The sequence below is a fragment of the Brevibacillus brevis genome (genome assembly GCF_031583145.1).
GTDB classification, from domain to species: domain Bacteria; phylum Bacillota; class Bacilli; order Brevibacillales; family Brevibacillaceae; genus Brevibacillus; species Brevibacillus brevis_E.
The window spans coordinates 451,800-468,630 of sequence record NZ_CP134050.1; the positions used below are offsets into that span (position 1 = coordinate 451,800).

At 55.5% G+C, this 16,831-nt stretch carries 14 protein-coding genes and 1 pseudogene; 10 read left to right on the forward strand and 5 right to left on the reverse strand.

Annotation, left to right across the window (positions count from 1 at the left end; all coding sequences use genetic code 11):
- Window positions 1-3: 3 nt before the first annotated feature.
- Entirely contained in the window at window positions 4-1,683 is a 1,680-nt protein-coding gene (locus RGB73_RS02450; RefSeq protein ID WP_310768823.1) for a LytS/YhcK type 5TM receptor domain-containing protein, read from the reverse strand.
- Window positions 1,684-1,970: 287 nt separating this feature from the next.
- Here RGB73_RS02450 and RGB73_RS02455 point away from each other — a divergent pair, with 287 nt between their 5' ends.
- From RGB73_RS02455 to RGB73_RS02470, 4 genes are all read left to right on the forward strand, one after another.
- A complete protein-coding gene (locus tag RGB73_RS02455; protein WP_310768825.1) occupies window positions 1,971-3,296 on the forward strand; it encodes an MFS transporter in 1,326 nt (441 codons plus the stop codon).
- 306 nt (window positions 3,297-3,602) lie between these two features.
- Window positions 3,603-3,770: a cytochrome c oxidase subunit 2A gene (locus RGB73_RS02460; protein ID WP_310768827.1), complete on the forward strand. Its 168-nt coding sequence runs from the start codon at window positions 3,603-3,605 to the stop codon at window positions 3,768-3,770.
- 24 nt (window positions 3,771-3,794) lie between these two features.
- A complete protein-coding gene (locus RGB73_RS02465; protein ID WP_310768829.1) occupies window positions 3,795-4,262 on the forward strand; it encodes a cytochrome c oxidase subunit II in 468 nt (155 codons plus the stop codon).
- 16 nt (window positions 4,263-4,278) lie between these two features.
- Window positions 4,279-5,952: a b(o/a)3-type cytochrome-c oxidase subunit 1 gene (locus tag RGB73_RS02470; RefSeq protein WP_310768830.1), complete on the forward strand. Its 1,674-nt coding sequence runs from the start codon at window positions 4,279-4,281 to the stop codon at window positions 5,950-5,952.
- A gap of 235 nt (window positions 5,953-6,187) precedes the next feature.
- Here the strand turns inward: RGB73_RS02470 and RGB73_RS02475 are convergent, their stop codons facing one another.
- Window positions 6,188-6,946, reverse strand: a complete 759-nt coding sequence (locus RGB73_RS02475; protein WP_310768832.1) for an SDR family NAD(P)-dependent oxidoreductase — start codon at window positions 6,944-6,946, stop codon at window positions 6,188-6,190.
- Between the two features lie 169 nt (window positions 6,947-7,115).
- Here RGB73_RS02475 and RGB73_RS02480 point away from each other — a divergent pair, with 169 nt between their 5' ends.
- From RGB73_RS02480 to RGB73_RS02495, 4 genes are all read left to right on the forward strand, one after another.
- A complete protein-coding gene (locus tag RGB73_RS02480; protein WP_310768834.1) occupies window positions 7,116-7,748 on the forward strand; it encodes a nitroreductase family protein in 633 nt (210 codons plus the stop codon).
- Between the two features lie 310 nt (window positions 7,749-8,058).
- Window positions 8,059-9,096: a hypothetical protein gene (locus tag RGB73_RS02485; protein WP_310768836.1), complete on the forward strand. Its 1,038-nt coding sequence runs from the start codon at window positions 8,059-8,061 to the stop codon at window positions 9,094-9,096.
- Between the two features lie 293 nt (window positions 9,097-9,389).
- Complete coding sequence (locus RGB73_RS02490) at window positions 9,390-9,971, forward strand: TetR/AcrR family transcriptional regulator (protein ID WP_310768838.1); 582 nt, start codon at window positions 9,390-9,392, stop codon at window positions 9,969-9,971.
- 152 nt (window positions 9,972-10,123) lie between these two features.
- Window positions 10,124-11,278: an MFS transporter gene (locus RGB73_RS02495; RefSeq protein WP_310768840.1), complete on the forward strand. Its 1,155-nt coding sequence runs from the start codon at window positions 10,124-10,126 to the stop codon at window positions 11,276-11,278.
- A 6-nt stretch (window positions 11,279-11,284) separates the two neighbouring features.
- Here RGB73_RS02495 and RGB73_RS02500 read toward each other — a convergent pair whose 3' ends face one another.
- Genes RGB73_RS02500 through RGB73_RS02510 form a run of 3 tightly spaced genes read right to left on the reverse strand, consistent with a single transcriptional unit; the run spans window position 11,285 to window position 14,795 of the window.
- Window positions 11,285-12,697 (reverse strand): ATP-binding protein, encoded by a 1,413-nt coding sequence (locus RGB73_RS02500; protein WP_310768842.1) that lies wholly within the window; start codon window positions 12,695-12,697, stop codon window positions 11,285-11,287.
- The gene (locus RGB73_RS02505) at window positions 12,684-13,394 is read right to left on the reverse strand and encodes a response regulator transcription factor (protein WP_310774065.1); all 711 of its coding nucleotides are present in this window, start codon (window positions 13,392-13,394) and stop codon (window positions 12,684-12,686) included. The genes RGB73_RS02500 and RGB73_RS02505 overlap by 14 nt, the downstream gene beginning before the upstream one ends.
- 36 nt (window positions 13,395-13,430) lie before the next feature.
- Complete coding sequence (locus RGB73_RS02510) at window positions 13,431-14,795, reverse strand: VCBS repeat-containing protein (protein ID WP_310768844.1); 1,365 nt, start codon at window positions 14,793-14,795, stop codon at window positions 13,431-13,433.
- A gap of 212 nt (window positions 14,796-15,007) precedes the next feature.
- Here RGB73_RS02510 and RGB73_RS02515 point away from each other — a divergent pair, with 212 nt between their 5' ends.
- Both RGB73_RS02515 and RGB73_RS30550 read left to right on the forward strand, forming a co-directional pair.
- Window positions 15,008-15,958 (forward strand): hypothetical protein, encoded by a 951-nt coding sequence (locus RGB73_RS02515; RefSeq protein WP_310768846.1) that lies wholly within the window; start codon window positions 15,008-15,010, stop codon window positions 15,956-15,958.
- 202 nt (window positions 15,959-16,160) lie between these two features.
- A pseudogene (locus RGB73_RS30550) lies at window positions 16,161-16,611 on the forward strand (hypothetical protein); the annotation flags it as partial.
- Window positions 16,612-16,831: the final 220 nt, after the last annotated feature.

Below are 16,831 nucleotides of genomic sequence, written 5' to 3' on the forward strand. Positions count from 1 at the left end.
GGTTCACATCCCTTCATGAGTCGATAACGGGGCTGCAAACGTGACGGTCGTACCTGTGCCTGGCTTGCTTTGGATGTGCAGGCCATGCTCTTTTCCGTAGATGGATTGCAGCCGCTGATGAACATTCGCAAGTCCGATCCCCTGCGTTTGGGTATTCCAGATCTCAGCCAGTCGCTCCTCGCTGATCCCTACCCCATTGTCTTCAATGCTGATTTTCACTTGATCCCCATACGGCAGCACCCGAATGACGAGGTAACAATCGCTGATTTTTGGAAACAGGCCGTGATGGATGGCATTTTCCACGAGCGGCTGCAAGGTCAGGATGGGCAATTTTCGCTCCAGCAGCGTTTGGTCGATGTCCATGCTTACCTGCAGGCGGTTGCCGAACCTGACTTTCTCAATTTCCAAATAGGACGTAATCCCGTCCAGCTCTTCCTGCAAAGTGTGAAAATTCCCTTTGCTCTTCAAATTGCGCCTGAAGATGTCGCTTAAATTGCCGAGCAGATTTCTCGCCTGCTCGGGGTCTGTCCGGCAATAGGACATGATGGTGCCCAGTGTGTTGAACAGGAAATGCGGGTTGATTTGCGCTTGCAGGGCATTCACTTCGGCCTGCTGCCGCATTTTGGATTGGTGCTCGATCTCCGCCAGCTCGATCTGGACCGACAGCAGCTTGGCCAGGCCGTCGACCAGCTTCAGATTGGTCTGAGACGTCTTCAAGGAGGAGCTTTTATAGTAAAATTGCAGCGTTCCGATCGCCTGGTTTTGATGGTACAAAGGCGCTCCGACGACCGATTTCAGGCGAAGCGACGGGGGAAAAGCGAGGTCCTTGTCCCGGTATGCCACTGTATCCTGGTTCAAGACGGCTTTTGCCACCTGTGCGCAAATCGTCTCTTTTTGCAAATGCTGCGCAAGGCCGGAGCCTTTCGCGACGAGCAGATTCTCCCGATCGGTAATGGCGACGGCATCGACCATCGCAATTTCCCGTATGATTTCGGCCGTTTTTTCCGCAGAACGGGCATTCAGCCCTGTCCGCAGATGCGGCAGCGTCTGGCTGGCGATCGTCAGGGCGAGGTTGGCCCCCAAGGCTCCGGACTGGTCCTGCATCATTCTGAGATTCAGAAATACACGTGTGAAAATCAACAATCCGATAATCGTCACGATCGTGGTCGGGACCACGATGTTCAGTTCCAGCTCGAGCGCCGCCTCAAACGGTTTGGCGATGAGCAGCACCATCGCTTTTTGAATCAGCTCGGCAGCCACGCCTACGAGCACGATATGCTGCCATCTCAAGCGCAGCAAATTCATTTTGGTGCTGACGATTCCGCCCAACAGGCCGGTCAGCACAGTCGCGGAGGCACAAGCTGCTGCCGTAAAGCCGCCGATCGTATAGCGATGCACACCTCCGATGATCCCGGTCAAAACGCCGACGACAGGGCCGCCGATCAACCCGCCCACAACCGCACCGACAATTCGCGTATTGGCAAGTGCGTCATTGATGCGGATGCCGTGCTCGGTGCCGATCACAGACATGAATCCGAACAGGGCAGAGAGGATCACGATCCGCTTCCAGTCGTTTTTCCCGTACACAATGTTCCGAAAATAATCAAGCTGGCCGATGATGAGCGCGATCACCGCGATTTCGGAGATGTTTCCAAGCAATTTCAATAGCATGCTGAAAGTCATGGTAGCCCCCTTACGATAAGGGTATCCCGAGATGATTGAGAAATCAATGCAGCTCAATTTGGAATTTCGGCAAGTCAGTACGCGTTTTTGCACGCTCGGGACGACCTGATGGATGTGTGTCCAGCCATCGGTTTAAAATAAAAACACTTCAGATTATTCGAATTCATGCCGGAGAAAAATGGAATCCCTTTCAAAACAAATGCTACCGTCCTGCTCGAGGAAATGGGATTGTTTCATTTGCAAGCGGTTTCAGGATTTCTCCACCGTTATTCAAGGAGGATGCAGCGATGACGCAACACAGCGAGCGCGCAAAGATGCGGCGCATCACAAGCAACATCTTTAAAGGTTCGGTCGGCAATCTGATCGAATGGTACGACTGGTATGTATACGCAGCATTTGCGGTCTACTTCTCGTCCCAGTTTTTCCCGAAAGGAGACCCGACGAGCCAGCTGTTGAATACGGCGGCGGTCTTCGCCATCGGATTCCTGATGCGGCCGATCGGGAGCCTGCTGCTGGGCAGGTATGCAGACCGTCACGGACGTCGTGCCGCACTGACGCTTTCCGTCTCCATCATGGCTGGCGGTTCCCTGGTGATCGCCTGTACGCCGGGCTATGAGACTATCGGGGTGATGGCTCCCGTCATTCTCGTTCTGGCCCGTCTGCTTCAGGGTCTGTCGCTTGGCGGGGAATACGGGACATCGGCTACGTACTTGTCCGAGATGGCCGACAGCGGTCGCCGCGGCTTTTACTCGAGCTTCCAGTACGTCACGCTGATCAGCGGCCAGCTGGTGGCGCTGGGCGTGCAAATTATTCTTCAGCAATTGCTTACGGACGCAGATATGAAGACTTGGGGCTGGCGCATTCCGTTCGTGATCGGAGCGCTTGGCGCACTGGCCGTCTTGTGGCTGCGCCGTTCCATGGACGAGTCCGAGCAGTTCTCCAAAATGGGTACGAAAAACCGGGCCAATGCCGGGACGCTTCGCGAGCTGATGAAGCATCCGAAGGCTGTGATGGCAGTCGTCGGTCTTACGCTCGGCGGTACCATTGCCTTCAACACGTATACGACCTATTTGCAAAAATTCATGGTAAACACAGTAGGACTGCCGAACGGCGTCGTCAGCTGGATCAACTTTATCGCCCTGCTCGTCTTCGTCGTCCTGCAGCCTCTTGCCGGGATGCTGTCCGACCGAATCGGACGCCGCCCGCTGCTGATCGCCTTCGGTATTCTGGGCACGCTGCTGACCGTACCGCTGTTCCTGCTCATGGAGCAGACGAAAAGTCCGGTCGTCGCTTTCCTTCTCATGATGGTCGGCCTCATCGTGGTGACCGGCTACACGTCGATCAACGCCATCGTGAAGGCCGAGCTGTTCCCGACCGAAATCCGCGCGCTCGGCGTAGGGTTTCCGTACGGAGTGACGGTGGCGCTCTTCGGCGGTACGGCTGAGTTCATCGCTCTCTGGTGCAAGAGCATCGGAGTCGAGTCTCTCTTCTACTACTACGTTGCCGGTTGTGTCGCCGTGAGCCTCATCGTTTACTGGCGCATGGGCGAGTCGTCGAAGGACTCCAAGATCGAGGCGGAATTGAACGGCGGTGGAGGCAAGCGGTCCGCATAGCATACACCGATGCCCATTGCCGACATGACAAAAATGAATCAAGGGGAAACGCACGCAAACGAAGGATCCGTCAGTTTGGCGCACATGCAGATGTGCCGGGCTGGCGGATTTTTCGTACGAGACGAGACCAGCTGGCCGGGCTGGTCTTTTTGCTGTGTCCAACCTGTGACAAAAACTGGATAATATCAGGGTGTTTTCCCGCTATTTTAGGGGATTTCCCCGAATTACTTGGAACCGCTGCCAGGGATAGAATGAGGGCGAGAACGACATCACGCCGTCATGGGCGCAAGGAAAGGAGGAGAGGCGATGGAGACGCAGACTAACCGCACGGGAAAACAGCGCAAAGAAAAGCAGCCCAATCCGCACACCGAGCAGGAGCATCTGCAGGGCACATTTGCCGCAGTGCTGATCGTCGGGGGTATCATTCTCCTCAGTTGGTTTGGCGTATTTGGTCTTTTCCTGGAACGTGCATAGAGGGGATGAAAAGGAGGATACGTTATGCACTTGCATCGGTTTGAAAAAATATGGTTGATGCTGGGAGCAGGCGGACTGGCTTTGTTTATCGTCCTGCTGTGCGTTAACGCGTTTGCGATGGGGATGGCTCCGCCCAGCAATATGGAAATGATCGATCCGGCCAAGGTGACGGAAACGCCGCCCTTTGACAAGCCGGGGCTGAAGCAGGTGGGGGAGAAAGAATACGACGCCTACATGACTGCCTTCGCCTTTGGCTTCTCGCCGACCAAGATGGAGGTCCCCGCAGGATCGACGGTCAACTTCCACGTCACCAGTCCGGATGTCATCCACGGCTTCCAGATTCCCGGGACGAACGTCAATTTCATGGTGATGCCTGGCCACATCAACTCGGCCACATACACCTTCGACAAGCCGGGAGAATACTTGATCATTTGCAATGAGTATTGCGGCGCCGGCCATCAGGTGATGGCGACCACGATTATCGTGAAATAAGCGAGGTGAACTGGGAATGGTAATCGCAAGAAAGGTAGAGACAGATCGTTTGCCTGCCGCTGTCGAGCGCTCGTCCGCCCGTCTCGGATTGGCTTACATTTGGGTGGCCTACATCGCTTTCGGACTCGCGGCACTGGCGGGAATGATGCAAGGCATGGTGCGCGGCGGAATCATGGAGCTGCCCAGTTGGACGAACTACTATCAGATCCTGACTGCCCACGGTGTGCTGATGGCACTTATTTTTACCACGTTTTTCATCGTAGGCTTTCTCATCACGGGTGTAGCGCGGACGACGGGAGGACGGCTGCACGGGACGGCGCTCGGCTGGGGGTGGGCCGGATGGATCCTGATGGTCGTGGGGACTATGATGGCCGTCGTTACAATATTGCGCAACGAGGCTTCGGTGCTGTATACGTTTTACGCTCCGCTCAAGGCTTCCCCGTATTTTTACATCGGAGCGGCGCTTCTCGTCGTCGGCAGCTGGTTCGCAGGATTCGGAGTCTTCGCCAGCTACCGGAAATGGAAGCGGGAGCACAAAGGGGAGCTGTCGCCGCTGTTCGTCTTCATGTCGGTCACGACGTTTGTGATGTGGATCATCGCGACCCTCCCGGTTGCAGTTGAGGTGATTTTTCAGCTCATTCCGTGGTCGCTGGGCATATCTCCGACGATCAATATCATGCTGAGCCGCACCTTGTTCTGGTTCTTCGGGCATCCGCTCGTCTACTTCTGGCTGATGCCGGCGTACATCGCCTGGTATGTGTGCGTGCCGCGGATCATCGGCGGGCATGTATTCAGCGATTCGCTCAGCCGGCTTGCGTTTATTCTTCTGCTGCTGTTTTCGATTCCGGTCGGGTTTCACCATCAATTGATGGAGCCGGGCATTTCGGCCGGCTGGAAAATGATCCACGTGACATTGACGCTCATCGTGGTCATACCGTCGCTGATGACCGCTTTCTCCATGTTTGCGGTCTTTGAAACGACGGGCCGAAAAAAAGGCGGCATCGGCCTCTTCGGCTGGCTGAAAAAGCTGCCGTGGACGGACGTGCGCTTCTTCGCTCCGTTCGTCGGGATGCTGTTCTTCATCCCTGGCGGGGCGGGCGGAATCATCAATGCCAGCAACCAGATCAACGCCGTCGTGCACAACACGATTTGGGTCACGGGCCACTTCCACATTACGGTGGGGGCGGCGGTCGCGCTTACGTTCTTCGGTGTCAGCTTCTGGCTCATCCCTGTATTGACCGGGCGCACCTTGACCCGGACGGCCAATCGGATGGGGATGGTACAGACCGTATTTTGGGCAGTCGGGATGTTCCTGATGTCGTTTGCGATGCACACGATGGGGCTGCAAGGAGCTCCGCGCCGTACAGACTACACGACCTACATGGATCATCCGACTGCGCTCGGCTGGATGGACTATCAGCGGATGATGGCGTTTGGCGGGGGACTGCTGTTCGTAGCTGCTATCCTCTTGATTCTGATCCTCTTGTACCTGACCTTCTACGCGCCAAAGGGGTATACCGAATACCCGATCGGGGAGACGGAGAAAAAGCAGCAGGTTCCGCGCTTCCTGGAGCGCTGGCCCGTATGGATCGGGCTCGTCGCTTTCCTGATCGTGATGGCGTATGGCTACCCGATCATGGAGCAGCTCCAGCACCAGGCTCCGGGTTCGCCGCCATTCAAGACGTGGTAAGAGGGAAAAGTCGCAAAAAAATCCACTCGCATTCGACGAGTGGATTTTTTGTTGAGCTGCCAATATGCGTTTTGTCACTATAAGGCAGTCCATTCTATATAGGCAAGAATCAGAAAGCCGATGGCAATGAGCCATAATGCGAGCACTCTGAGCTCTTCCTCTTCAAATGGCATGGAACTCCTCCTTTGTCTCTTGGTTCTACCAAGGTATTCAACAGGAGGGGCATTGGTTTAGCTTACGGAACGTAAATCATCTTTCGCGTCATCCCGCCGTCTACGACGAGCTCGGTACCGGTCACAAAATCGTTTTCCTTTTGGGTCAAAAACAGGCAGGCGCGTGCGATGTCGTCCGGTTTGCCGACGCGTCCGGCCGGATGCTGGGCGTGGTCTTCGGGACGAAGCGCCGTGTAGTCGCCCGTCTCGATCCAGCCCGGGGAGATCGCATTGACCCGGATGCCGTCGGGTCCGAGCGACACGGCCAGCGCGTGCGTCAATGCGAGAATGCCGCCCTTGGACGCCGCGTACGCTTCCGAATGCGGCTCCGACATGTGCGCCCGGGTCGAGGACAAATTCACGATGGCCCCTCCGCCGTGCTTGCGCATGATTTTGGCCGCTTCGCGCGAGCCGAGAAAGACACTTCGCAGATTGGTATGGAGGATGCGGTCCCAGGCCTCTACGTCCAGTTCATAGGGCGACTCCCAGACGGAAAGGCCGGCGTTGTTGATCAGGACGTCCAGCCGCCCCCAGCGATCTTCGACCATCTGCATCAGCCGTTCGATGTCATTCGGCTCGCTGACGTCGGTCTGATGGAAAACAGCGCTGCCAGCCGCGGCACGGCCCGAGTTATTGATGGCTTCTGCGACTGCTTCTCCGGCTTCCCGATTTCGCTCGGCAATCACGACGTGCGCGCCAGCTTCTGCATACATCGTGGCGACCGCACGTCCAATGCCGCTTCCGGCGCCCGTCACGATGACAATGTTATCCGCGTATTTCATATAGATCTCCTCCGAACAATAGAAAATAGGCGAGAGAAGGCCACAGACAGATGTGCCTTGTAAAAGAAAACACGTTATTTTTACAAAAAGATAGTTGCAAAATGTATCTAACTATAATAAAGTAAGCAATATCTTTTGGTAAGCAATCCGATTTCAGGGAGGTCATCTCATGCAAACCGATATGAAATTAACAGCCGAACAGGCGATGGAAGCAAGACATAGTGTACGCAAATACGATCCGAATGCCGTCATCCCACAAGGGGAGCTGAACGAAATTCTTCGTCTGGCTGCCAGCGCGCCTTCGTCATGGAATCTCCAGCACTGGCGCTTCCTGGTAGTGACCGATCCGGCCATCAAGCAAAAGCTCCTGCCGATCGCTTACAACCAGCAGCAAGTGGTTGACGCGTACGCTACCATCATCATACTGGGAGATCTGGAAGCAGACAAGTCGGCGGCTGTCGTCTACGATCACGCTCTCGCCCAAGGGCTTGTCAACCAGCAAGTGCGTGACACCATGGTCTCACAGGTCGAGGCTGCATACAAAAACAACCCGCAAATGGCCCGCGACGAGGCCATCCGCAATTCCTCCTACGCTGCGATGCAATTGATGCTGGCTGCAAAAGCGAAGGGATACGATACGTGCCCGATGGGAGGCTACGACAAGGATAAACTGGTCGAAGCCCTGAACATCCCGTCCCGCTACCTGCCAACCCTGATGCTCACCGTAGGCAAAGCGAGCGTGCAAGCTCATCCGACGGCTCGCCTGGGGCTGGATCAGCTGGTCATCGAGAACAGCTTCTAAGCGATAAAAAACGAAAACAAGGAAAGGGAACGCTACGGGTAGCGTTCCCTTTCTGCATATGCTCATGAGTGGAATTGCAGCTTCCTATGCACAGGCTCAAGCGGCGTGGCAAAGATGGTGCCCATATGGTCCCGCTCATCGATTCATACAATAAAAAGAACATGAAAAACAGGCGGACTCGCGAGCCGATTGTGCTTCGTGTAATAGCCTGTTTTTTTGTAATGCCACAAAAAAAATTTTGTGGGTGTCACAAAATCCGCCCAGCAGGATCAAATTACTGATCTGGAAAACAGAAAGGGAGAGATACCGCATGAAAAAACAAACGCTGCTAGCTGTTAGCATGATGGCATTGCTGTTATCCGCAGCATCCCCATTCACAAGCATGCCGGCACCGGCTTACGCTGCCCAGCAGGCGAGCCCGGCCGAAGAACAAATGAAAACACTCGCACAGCTGGACCAAAAAGTCGTAGAGGAGGCCCGGCAAGCGATGCAAAAGCTGGCGGGCAATGTGAAAATCGAGTTGCAGGAAATCACCGGGGCGAATAACGAATGCTGGGTAATTTCAGCCAAAGACCACAGGGGTGAAGTACTGGTTACCAAGAAGGAAGGAAAAGTCGTATCCGCGAACGTGACGTTTCAGCCGGGCGAAGTGCCTGCCCAATTGATGCAGACAGCCACGAGCACATTGCAAAGTATGGATAGCAAGCGCGCAGTTGCGTTTGATATTGTACAACGAAACAGCTGGGAAAAAGAGAATAGTTGGATATTTGTAGGGCGTGACGGCAAATCGGTTACCATTGACGCGGCGACAGAGAAGGTCAAGCATGCGAAGCTGGAGTATGAGACGATAAATGTTGATCCCAACGTGCCAGAGGTTGATTCCAAAATAGCCGATGCAGCCAAAAAGGCACTGAAGACATTGTCCAATGGCAGTGCATCAGAATTGTCTCCAAGAGCCACTCTTTATAAATCTCCGGAAATGCACCGCGATCAAGTCTGGGGATTCATGGACAAAGAAGCGAACTACAGAATCGAGATTGGGGCAAAAACGGGGAAAGTGGTGGCAGTGAGCAATACGAAGGAAATAGGCGGGGGCAACTTTGTCTTACCCGAAGATGTTCCGACAGTGTTTGCCAAGCCGTTTTATACGAAGGAAAAGGCGATTGCTGCCGCTAACCCGATGCTGAAAAAAATGTTCCATCTTGATTTAACAGGGTACACCGTAACAACCAAATACAATGAATATACGTTTGCGAAAAAGGGGAAACCGACTGTCACTGCATTGATCAACAAAAAAGGGGTTTTTTACGATTATACGGTAGCGCCTGAAAACGGGCTGATTAACTAATTCGATTATGGGTTATTGCGAATAGCTATGAGCGGGCTGTGGGTTTGGACGACCACAGCCCGCTTCCATTTGATTATGTTTCACCCAATTTGGGTTCCCCGTTCAAAATCCATTTTTTGCGATCTCCGCCAGCTCGGGCAAGCAGCTGCTCAGACCCGAGAAATCAAGGAAGCAGGACGTTACAGTTTAATATTTGACTGACCGTTACAAAATAAATATAATGAATGTCACTGCCAGCAATTGGATCTATGGGGAATCCAATCGCGAATGAAGGATGAAAGGAGCGGAATGCGATGAGCGCCAGACCTCGCGAATTCAAGGATACATCGGTGATCGACGCTGCCATGGAGGTGTTCTGGGAACATGGCTACGAAGGAAGCTCTACGGAGGAATTGTGCAGCCGAACGGGGCTTGGCCGGGGAAGCCTGTACAATGCGTTCGGGAGCAAGCACGCCCTCTACGAAAAAGCGTTGGGCCGTTATCAGGAGCTGGGCATACAGGGGCAGGTCGAAATTCTGGAGCAGCCCGGTCCTGTCAAAGACCGCCTCCGCGCCCTGATGGACTGGGCGATCGATCAAGACTTTAACGGGGATCAGCGGCGCGGCTGCCTGGCGATCAATGCTGCCATCGAACTCGGAGGAAAAGATGCGGCGGTTGCGCGCTTGGTCGGAGGACACGTCGGGCGGCTCGAGCGGGCTTTGTGTCACGTCATTGAGGCCGGCCAGCGCACGGGGGAAATCAAGGCACAGCGGCCAGCGCTTGAGCTGGCGCGCTCATTTCTGAGCAGCTACTACGGACTGCGTGTGTTGAGCAAGGTCGTGGATGATCGTGGCGTGCTCGACGATGTCGTGCAAGGGACGCTGGCAGCGCTGTGAGTCATTTTCTCGCAGGGCTTAAGAGCAGTTCCGTTGAAAGTTGAAAGATGAATGGCGAAAGTCCAAGAAAAGCGCTTCTGGGGCTTTTGCGCTCAGTTTTGTACTGGTCATTACAAAATAGAGTGAATTTAACAGGACAGGAGAGAGGAACCATGCCATTTGCGGTTTATGTTCTGGGCTTGATGATTTTTTCCATGACCACCTCGGAATTCATGGTGGCGGGGATGATGTCTTCGCTTTCGCAGGAGTTCGGGGTGTCGATCGCAGCCATCGGCTACCTCATTTCCGCATACGCGGCGGGGATGATCGTAGGCGGTCCGCTGTTGACGGTCGGACTTTTGAGGGTGCCGCGAAAGAAGGCTTTTCTTGCGCTTGCTCTCGTGTTCCTAGCGGGGCAAACCCTCGGCGCGCTCGCCACCAGCTACGAAATGATGATGGTCGCCCGGATCGTCACGGGAGTCTCTTCGGCGGCGTCCTTCGGCGTTTCCCTGGCCATCAGCTTTACCCTGGTCCGTCCCGAAGTACTCGGCAGGGCAGCGTCCATCGTGCTGGGCGGGTTGATGGTCGCTACTGCGATCGGATTGCCGGCAGCCATGGTCTTTGACCAGCACTTCGGATGGCGGGCCAGCTTTTGGGCGGTGGTTGTGCTGGTTCTATTTGCGGGCGTGTTGGGCCAGATCGCGATTCCTACCTCGCCCAGGCCGGAATCTGCGAGCTTTCGGGAAGAGCTGGCCGCTTTCCGCAACGGCAAACTATGGGCAGCATATGCGACGAGCATGCTGGTCATCGGAGCCACATTCGCAGGCTTCAGTTACTTTTCGCCGATCCTCTCCGAGCTTTCCGGATTCGGGGCATCGATGATTCCTCTGCTCCTGGGGATATACGGAGTCGCTACGGTGATTGGGAATATCGTCACCGGCAGATTCGCCGACCGGTACGTGATGTCGATCCTCACGATCGGGCTGGTGACGCTGACCGTCGCACTGGCTGCCTTCGGGCTGTTTGTCCATAGCCGGGCCGTCGCCATGGTCGCCGTGATTGCAGTCGGCCTGGCCGGAGTCACGATGAATCCCGCGATGACGACGCGCATCACGAGAGTCGCGGGTACCGGCCCCCTGGTGACGACGGTGCACGGCTCCGTCATCAGTCTGGGCGTGGTCGCCGGGTCCTCGCTGGGCGGGCTTGCGATCGATACCGGGCTCGGGCTGGCTTCCCCGCTGTGGGTAGGGGCATTGCTAGCCGTGCTTGGACTCTTGTCGCTGCTGCCGGTTTTGCCAGGAAAAAGCAAAAGGGCGGGGAGAGGTTGACTCTTCCTACCCTTTAGGTGCCGTTTCCATTGCTTTGGCGACAGGCAATTCGACCGTGATCGTCGTCCCCTGTCCGAGGAGGCTGTTTACAAACAGGCGGCCGCCGTGCAGCTCGACGATTTCCTTGCAAATCGCCAGCCCCAGCCCGCTGCCGGACAGCTTGGACCGCCCCTTGTAAAACTTGCCGGTGATGTGCGGCAGGTCATCGGCATCAATGCCTTCTCCCGTATCGGCGACGGAGACGATCAGCCTGCCTCCCGACTCGGCGGCCGTCACATGGACTGTGCCCCCGCGCGGCGTGAATTTGAAGGCGTTGTCCAGCAGATTGACGAATACCTGCTTGAGCCGGTTGAAGTCGCCCATAATCGCCAAGGGAGAGGAGGGGATCTCCAGGTGGAGGGCAACTTCCTTGTCCTGGGAACGAATGGCGAACTGAAGGTGCAAGTCGTCCAGCACCTCCCGCAAATCCATCCGTTCAAGCGACAGCTTCATTTCCCCGGATTGAAACTTGGAAAAGTCGAGCAGCTCCTCGACCAGGCCGATCAGCCGGTCCGTTTCCTTGGCGATCACCTCCAGTCCGAGCATCGTTTCTTCTGGCTCGTCCAGTCCGCCTGAGATGAGCGTTTCGCCCCAGCCCTTGATCGAGGTCAAGGGCGTGCGCAGCTCGTGGGAAACGGAGGAGATGAAGTCGTTTTTCAGCTTCTCGTTTTTCCCGATTTCCGCGGCCATGTAGTTGAACGTCTCGGCGAGTGTTCCCACCTCATCGTCGTACCGCTTGACGGCCCGCGTGGAATAGTTCCCCATCGCCATTTGGGTCGCGGCTTTGGTCAGGTCCTCGATGGGATCGACGATGCGCTTCGCCATGATGAGGCTGAGGACGAAAGCAAGGAACACGACGGCTGCCCCTACGCCGGCCCCGTACAGAGCGATCCGGTTGACTGCGTGGTAGAACGGCTCGGCGGAAATGGTGTAGCGCAGCACCCCCGCGTATTCGCCATCGAAGGTAAGCGGGTTGGACACTGCAATGACGCGCTCGCGGGTTTGCGGACTCTTGCCGACGTGGATGCCCGTCATTCCCTTCAGAGCGTCCGCCACATCAGGAGTATCGATCACTTCATTGGTCTGGAAGCCGTAGGAGTTCAGAATGACCCTGCCGTCCACATCCAGGACCTCGATTTTCGCGTACTCGTCATTCGAGACGTTCTCCAGAATGTAGCGCGCCTTGTCTTTCAGGCGGTAGCCCGTCGCGTATTTGTTGATGAAGTTGGTAAATGTCGTAGTGCGGGTCACCAGCGCTTCGGTCGCCGTACCGAAGTAGTAGGTGTGCACCGCCCAGTAAAACAACCCTTCCAGCACAAGTACGATCAAGAGCAGGATCAGGCCGAAGTGGACAATCAGCCTGGTCCTAATTCCTTTCATCAGAAACGTCCTTTCGCCATAGGTAGCCGTACCCCCATACTGTCTCCAGGAAGGCGGGATGGGCAGGGTCCTGCTCGATTTTTTGCCGGATGCGGCGAATATTGACATCCACGATCTTGAGGTCGCCGACGAAGAACTGCCCCCAGACCGCCGTCAGAATCTCGTCCCGGCTGATCGCCTTGTTCGCGTTTTCCGCCAGCAGCTTGATGATGGCGAATTCTTTGGGGGTGAGGACAATCTCCTGATCCTGTTTTATCAGCTTCCGTTCGTCCAGCAAGAGCGTGAACGGATGGATGTCGATTTCATTTCGCTCGGCTTCGGTCGTCGCGGGCAAAAACATCCTGCGGTGCAAAGCTTTGACGCGAGCCAGCAGCTCGGCCGGGCTGAACGGTTTGCCGACGTAGTCGTCCGCTCCGAACTCCAGGCCCATCACCTTGTCCAGCTCCTGACTTTTGGCTGTCAGCATGATGATCCCGAGTCGCGGGTACTTTTGCCGCAGCCGGTTGCATACCTCGAATCCGTCGATGCCTGGCAGCATGACATCCAGAATGGCGATCTCGATGTCCGGCTGTCGATCGGCCAGCTCCAGCGCTTCCTCCCCCGTCGAAGCTTCCACCACTTCCCAGCCATCCCGTTTCAGGTTGATGCGGACAAAATCCCGGATCGACTTTTCATCTTCCAGCAGCAGTACTTTCATCATGACTTCTCCTTTCCTGTACGCGGTGTAGAGGGATCAAAGCGGCGTTCGCAGCGGGTGATAGAGCTGGCGGATCTCGTCTTGCGTCAGGAGCATCGCCTTGTATTCCTGCCGGGCGGATGAGTCCAGATCGGGCGAGCCCTGCGGCTGAATCGCCACGTGCACCTGTTTTCCCGCTTCCTTCAGCAATACATAGGGGATGCGCTTTTGCTTGAGATTCTCCTCCAGCTGGCTCCAGGACTTTTGCGGGACGGTCTGCAAGGTGAGCAGTTCCGCTTTTTGCCGGGTAGCCTCGTCGAAATAAAGCAGGTGGATTTTCGGAGAATCCGGTTCCGGGCCGATTTCCACGGTATACTTCCCCTCCCACTTTTTCGGGATGCGAAAGTCGATGCCGTTGCCGTGGTTCTGATAATGATCCTCTACATGCGTCAGGCCGCTTTTCCCGTCCCAGCGAAAGTAGGAGGAAATCCAGGGGATGGCGACCATAGGCAAATCCTCTGTGCCCGGAGGCTGGGTGCTGACGCCGATCTCGATGATGCCGTCTCCGTTGATGTCTTCGCTGTAAAGCGGATAGGGCTTGAACGTCACGTCCATGTCACCGTTCACCTTTGCCAGCGGATTTCGCAATTGCCCGTTGTCCCACAGGAGCAGGTCGGTGGCAGCGGAATGGGCGCCCAGCCCGGCTTCGATGAACAGGCCGTTTTGGCTTGCGGACGCTTTGCCGATAATCGCTTGCTCATAGCCGTTGACGGAACCGTCCAGATCCGACTGGGTCAGCAGGGCGAGCTTGTCGCCGGACTTGCCGTAAACCTGTGCCTTGGATGTCAGGTTGGCGTGATCGTGCACGACCAGGGCCAGATCGGGAAGATTGTCTCCCGTCAGATCACCGACGGCCAAGACCGAGTAGGTCTCCTTGAACAGCTCATGCAAGTTTCCCTGGGAGACGGAAAAGATGGAAAGCTCTTTGTTCAGATCGTCGCCGCCGCCGAAGCCGATCAGGATCTCCGGCAGATGGTCGCCGGTCATGTCGACGAACTGAACGTAGTCGAGCTCGCTGCCGATGCCGGTAAAAGAGGCGAGCTTGTTCCAGCTGCCTTGCTTTTTGGAAAGAATGAGGACCCCGATCTCGTAATCGGTTTTTTCGGACTTGTAAAAAGCAGTGACCTCCGGGGAGCCGTCCCCGTCCAAATCCTGCAGCGATACCGCGCTTGATTCCAGAGGATGCAAGGGGACGGTGAGCTGCGAGCCCGGCGGCAAAAACTGCATGACCGCCTGGTTGATGGACTGTTGGTCGCTATCTGCGGAAGGAGCGCGCATGAGTTCGTTCGGCGTGTCGGTGAGGCCGCAGCCGCTGACCAGCCACGCGCAAAGTACGGCTGAATAAGCCCAAGCCTTTTTCATGGAGAGAATTCCTTTCTTCTGTGTCGATTGACTCTATTGTAGCCTGACAAACCGGTAAAGTTGTTGCAAACCGGTAAAAAAAGTCGCGGGGAAAGGGAAATATTGCTTGCAACATTTGTCCCGGTTTTCCCGTTTAGTAAATGAAAGGGAAGAGGATACACGCCTGACATTCAATGGAAAAAGCCGAGAGTGGCGTAAAGGAGGCCGATATCATGAAAGCATGGCATAAAACCTTGGCTGCTGTCGCATGCAGCGGCGCGATTCTTCTGGGCTCCGGCCTGGGGACCGTTCCGGTTCAAGCGAAAGCAATCAATCCGCAAGCACCAGCTTCCGTTGTCCTGCTGCAACCGACGCAAAACATTCCGTTTACGATTCAATTTGTTGAGGGTTTCAAAGTAAAGGTGACCAACGGCCTGTCAAAAGCCGTCCAAACGTTTGACGTATCCGCCAATAAAGCGACCTATGTAAGGCAAGGGGTCTATCAGCCAAACGGCAAGCTTTTGAAAAACATGAACGGTTTTTCGCAAAAGCTGGCGGAGCTGGTGCCGTATTACGATGCAAACGGCAATCTGCGCTGGAAGGGACAGCAGAAGCTGTGGGGCGTAAACGGCGACGACCATATTGCCGTCGCGACCAGCGTATGGAACATCGTGGGTCAAAAACCGCAGCTCCTCGGCGTGACGGTGGAAAAAGGCGACTGGGATAATCTGCCGTCTCCCGAGGTGGAGATCAACAGCGGATTTTCCATGGGGAAAGACATCACCTACGTACTGGATACGAAGTACGCGGATGTGACCGGGGACGGCGTACTGGACCACATTCTGCTGGTCGGGGATAAAATGGGCGGCTACATGAACCTGCAAGCCCAAAATCTGTGCATCGTCGTACGCGAAGGCAAGGCGAACCAGCAGACCTATATTCCCGTCGGGCAAAAGGACAGCGGGTACATGCCCAAGCTGGCGATCACGAACGGGAATCCGGACGGGGTGAAAGACATCCTCGTGACGATGCCGAACCCATCCGGCAATACGTACAGCCTGGTCACCTGGAAGGACAATCGTCCCGCTCCGATCGTGGACCAGGCGAAATTGAACGACCGCAGCATCTATCAGCCGATCATCGGCCCATACGGTGAGGCTGTCGCGTTGAAAAAACGGAAGTAGAGGCACTGGCCGAAGAAGGAAAGCTCCCTGCCCCGACGTGGAATGGGGAGCTTTTTCTCGGGATCCAACAGTTGAAATGTCTCATCGCCTCCCTGGCACCCAATTTTGAGGTGCTGCTTGTCGCCCGGGTGATCCAGGCGGTCGGAACAGGTCTGCTCCTGCCCTTGATGTTCAATACGATCCTTCTGATCTTCCCGGCCGAATGTATTTGCAAGGAGGGCTTCTTCTCTCCACATTCACGGCAGGGCTGGTCATGCTTCCGGGAGGCGTGGTGAACGGGATCATGTCGCCAATCTCGGGCCGCCTGTTTGACAAATACGGACCGAAGCGGATGGTATTGCCGGGACTGTTGCGCCCTGGTTCTACTCGAACGTGACGACAGCCTCTTCGCTCGCCCTGATATCGCACTCCACTGTGTGCTGATGATCGGAATCTCCATGGTCATGATGTCCGCTCAGACGAACGGACTGAACCAGCTTCCCCGCGAGCATGCTGGCAAGAGGACAGGCGCGCAGCAAGGCTTTACGTTCGTCCTGCTCGCGGCTGTGGTCGGGATTGTTGCGGCGTTTTTCTTCAAACGGGTGAAAATACAAAGGCAACCGGACCGATCTGCAAGGGACGAAGGCGATTCTCGGGTCTTTGCGGAATCGTAAGGGAATGCATAATGGCATGGTCTGTCACGGGCCGCGCCTTTCGTGGAAAAGAAAAAAGAACGAGACAGCAAGCTGACGTCAGGAAGCTCACCATACTGACGCCAGCTTTTTTGTATTGGATCAGCGAAGCAGTTTTGGTTCGTTAAATCGTAATTATTACGTTTTATCTTGACAAGAGCACCCAGTGCGTGTACGATGAATTTCAAATCGTAATCATTAC

Bases quoted from the DNA above. Each gene is read 5' to 3' on its own strand.
- RGB73_RS02450 (WP_310768823.1), bottom strand. From the start codon at position 1,683: ATGACTTTCAGCATGCTATTGAAATTGCTTGGAAACATCTCCGAAATC.
- RGB73_RS02455 (WP_310768825.1), top strand. From the start codon at position 1,971: ATGACGCAACACAGCGAGCGCGCAAAGATGCGGCGCATCACAAGCAAC.
- RGB73_RS02460 (WP_310768827.1), top strand. From the start codon at position 3,603: ATGGAGACGCAGACTAACCGCACGGGAAAACAGCGCAAAGAAAAGCAG.
- RGB73_RS02465 (WP_310768829.1), top strand. From the start codon at position 3,795: ATGCACTTGCATCGGTTTGAAAAAATATGGTTGATGCTGGGAGCAGGC.
- RGB73_RS02470 (WP_310768830.1), top strand. From the start codon at position 4,279: ATGGTAATCGCAAGAAAGGTAGAGACAGATCGTTTGCCTGCCGCTGTC.
- RGB73_RS02475 (WP_310768832.1), bottom strand. From the start codon at position 6,946: ATGAAATACGCGGATAACATTGTCATCGTGACGGGCGCCGGAAGCGGC.
- RGB73_RS02480 (WP_310768834.1), top strand. From the start codon at position 7,116: ATGCAAACCGATATGAAATTAACAGCCGAACAGGCGATGGAAGCAAGA.
- RGB73_RS02485 (WP_310768836.1), top strand. From the start codon at position 8,059: ATGAAAAAACAAACGCTGCTAGCTGTTAGCATGATGGCATTGCTGTTA.
- RGB73_RS02490 (WP_310768838.1), top strand. From the start codon at position 9,390: ATGAGCGCCAGACCTCGCGAATTCAAGGATACATCGGTGATCGACGCT.
- RGB73_RS02495 (WP_310768840.1), top strand. From the start codon at position 10,124: ATGCCATTTGCGGTTTATGTTCTGGGCTTGATGATTTTTTCCATGACC.
- RGB73_RS02500 (WP_310768842.1), bottom strand. From the start codon at position 12,697: ATGAAAGGAATTAGGACCAGGCTGATTGTCCACTTCGGCCTGATCCTG.
- RGB73_RS02505 (WP_310774065.1), bottom strand. From the start codon at position 13,394: ATGAAAGTACTGCTGCTGGAAGATGAAAAGTCGATCCGGGATTTTGTC.
- RGB73_RS02510 (WP_310768844.1), bottom strand. From the start codon at position 14,795: ATGAAAAAGGCTTGGGCTTATTCAGCCGTACTTTGCGCGTGGCTGGTC.
- RGB73_RS02515 (WP_310768846.1), top strand. From the start codon at position 15,008: ATGAAAGCATGGCATAAAACCTTGGCTGCTGTCGCATGCAGCGGCGCG.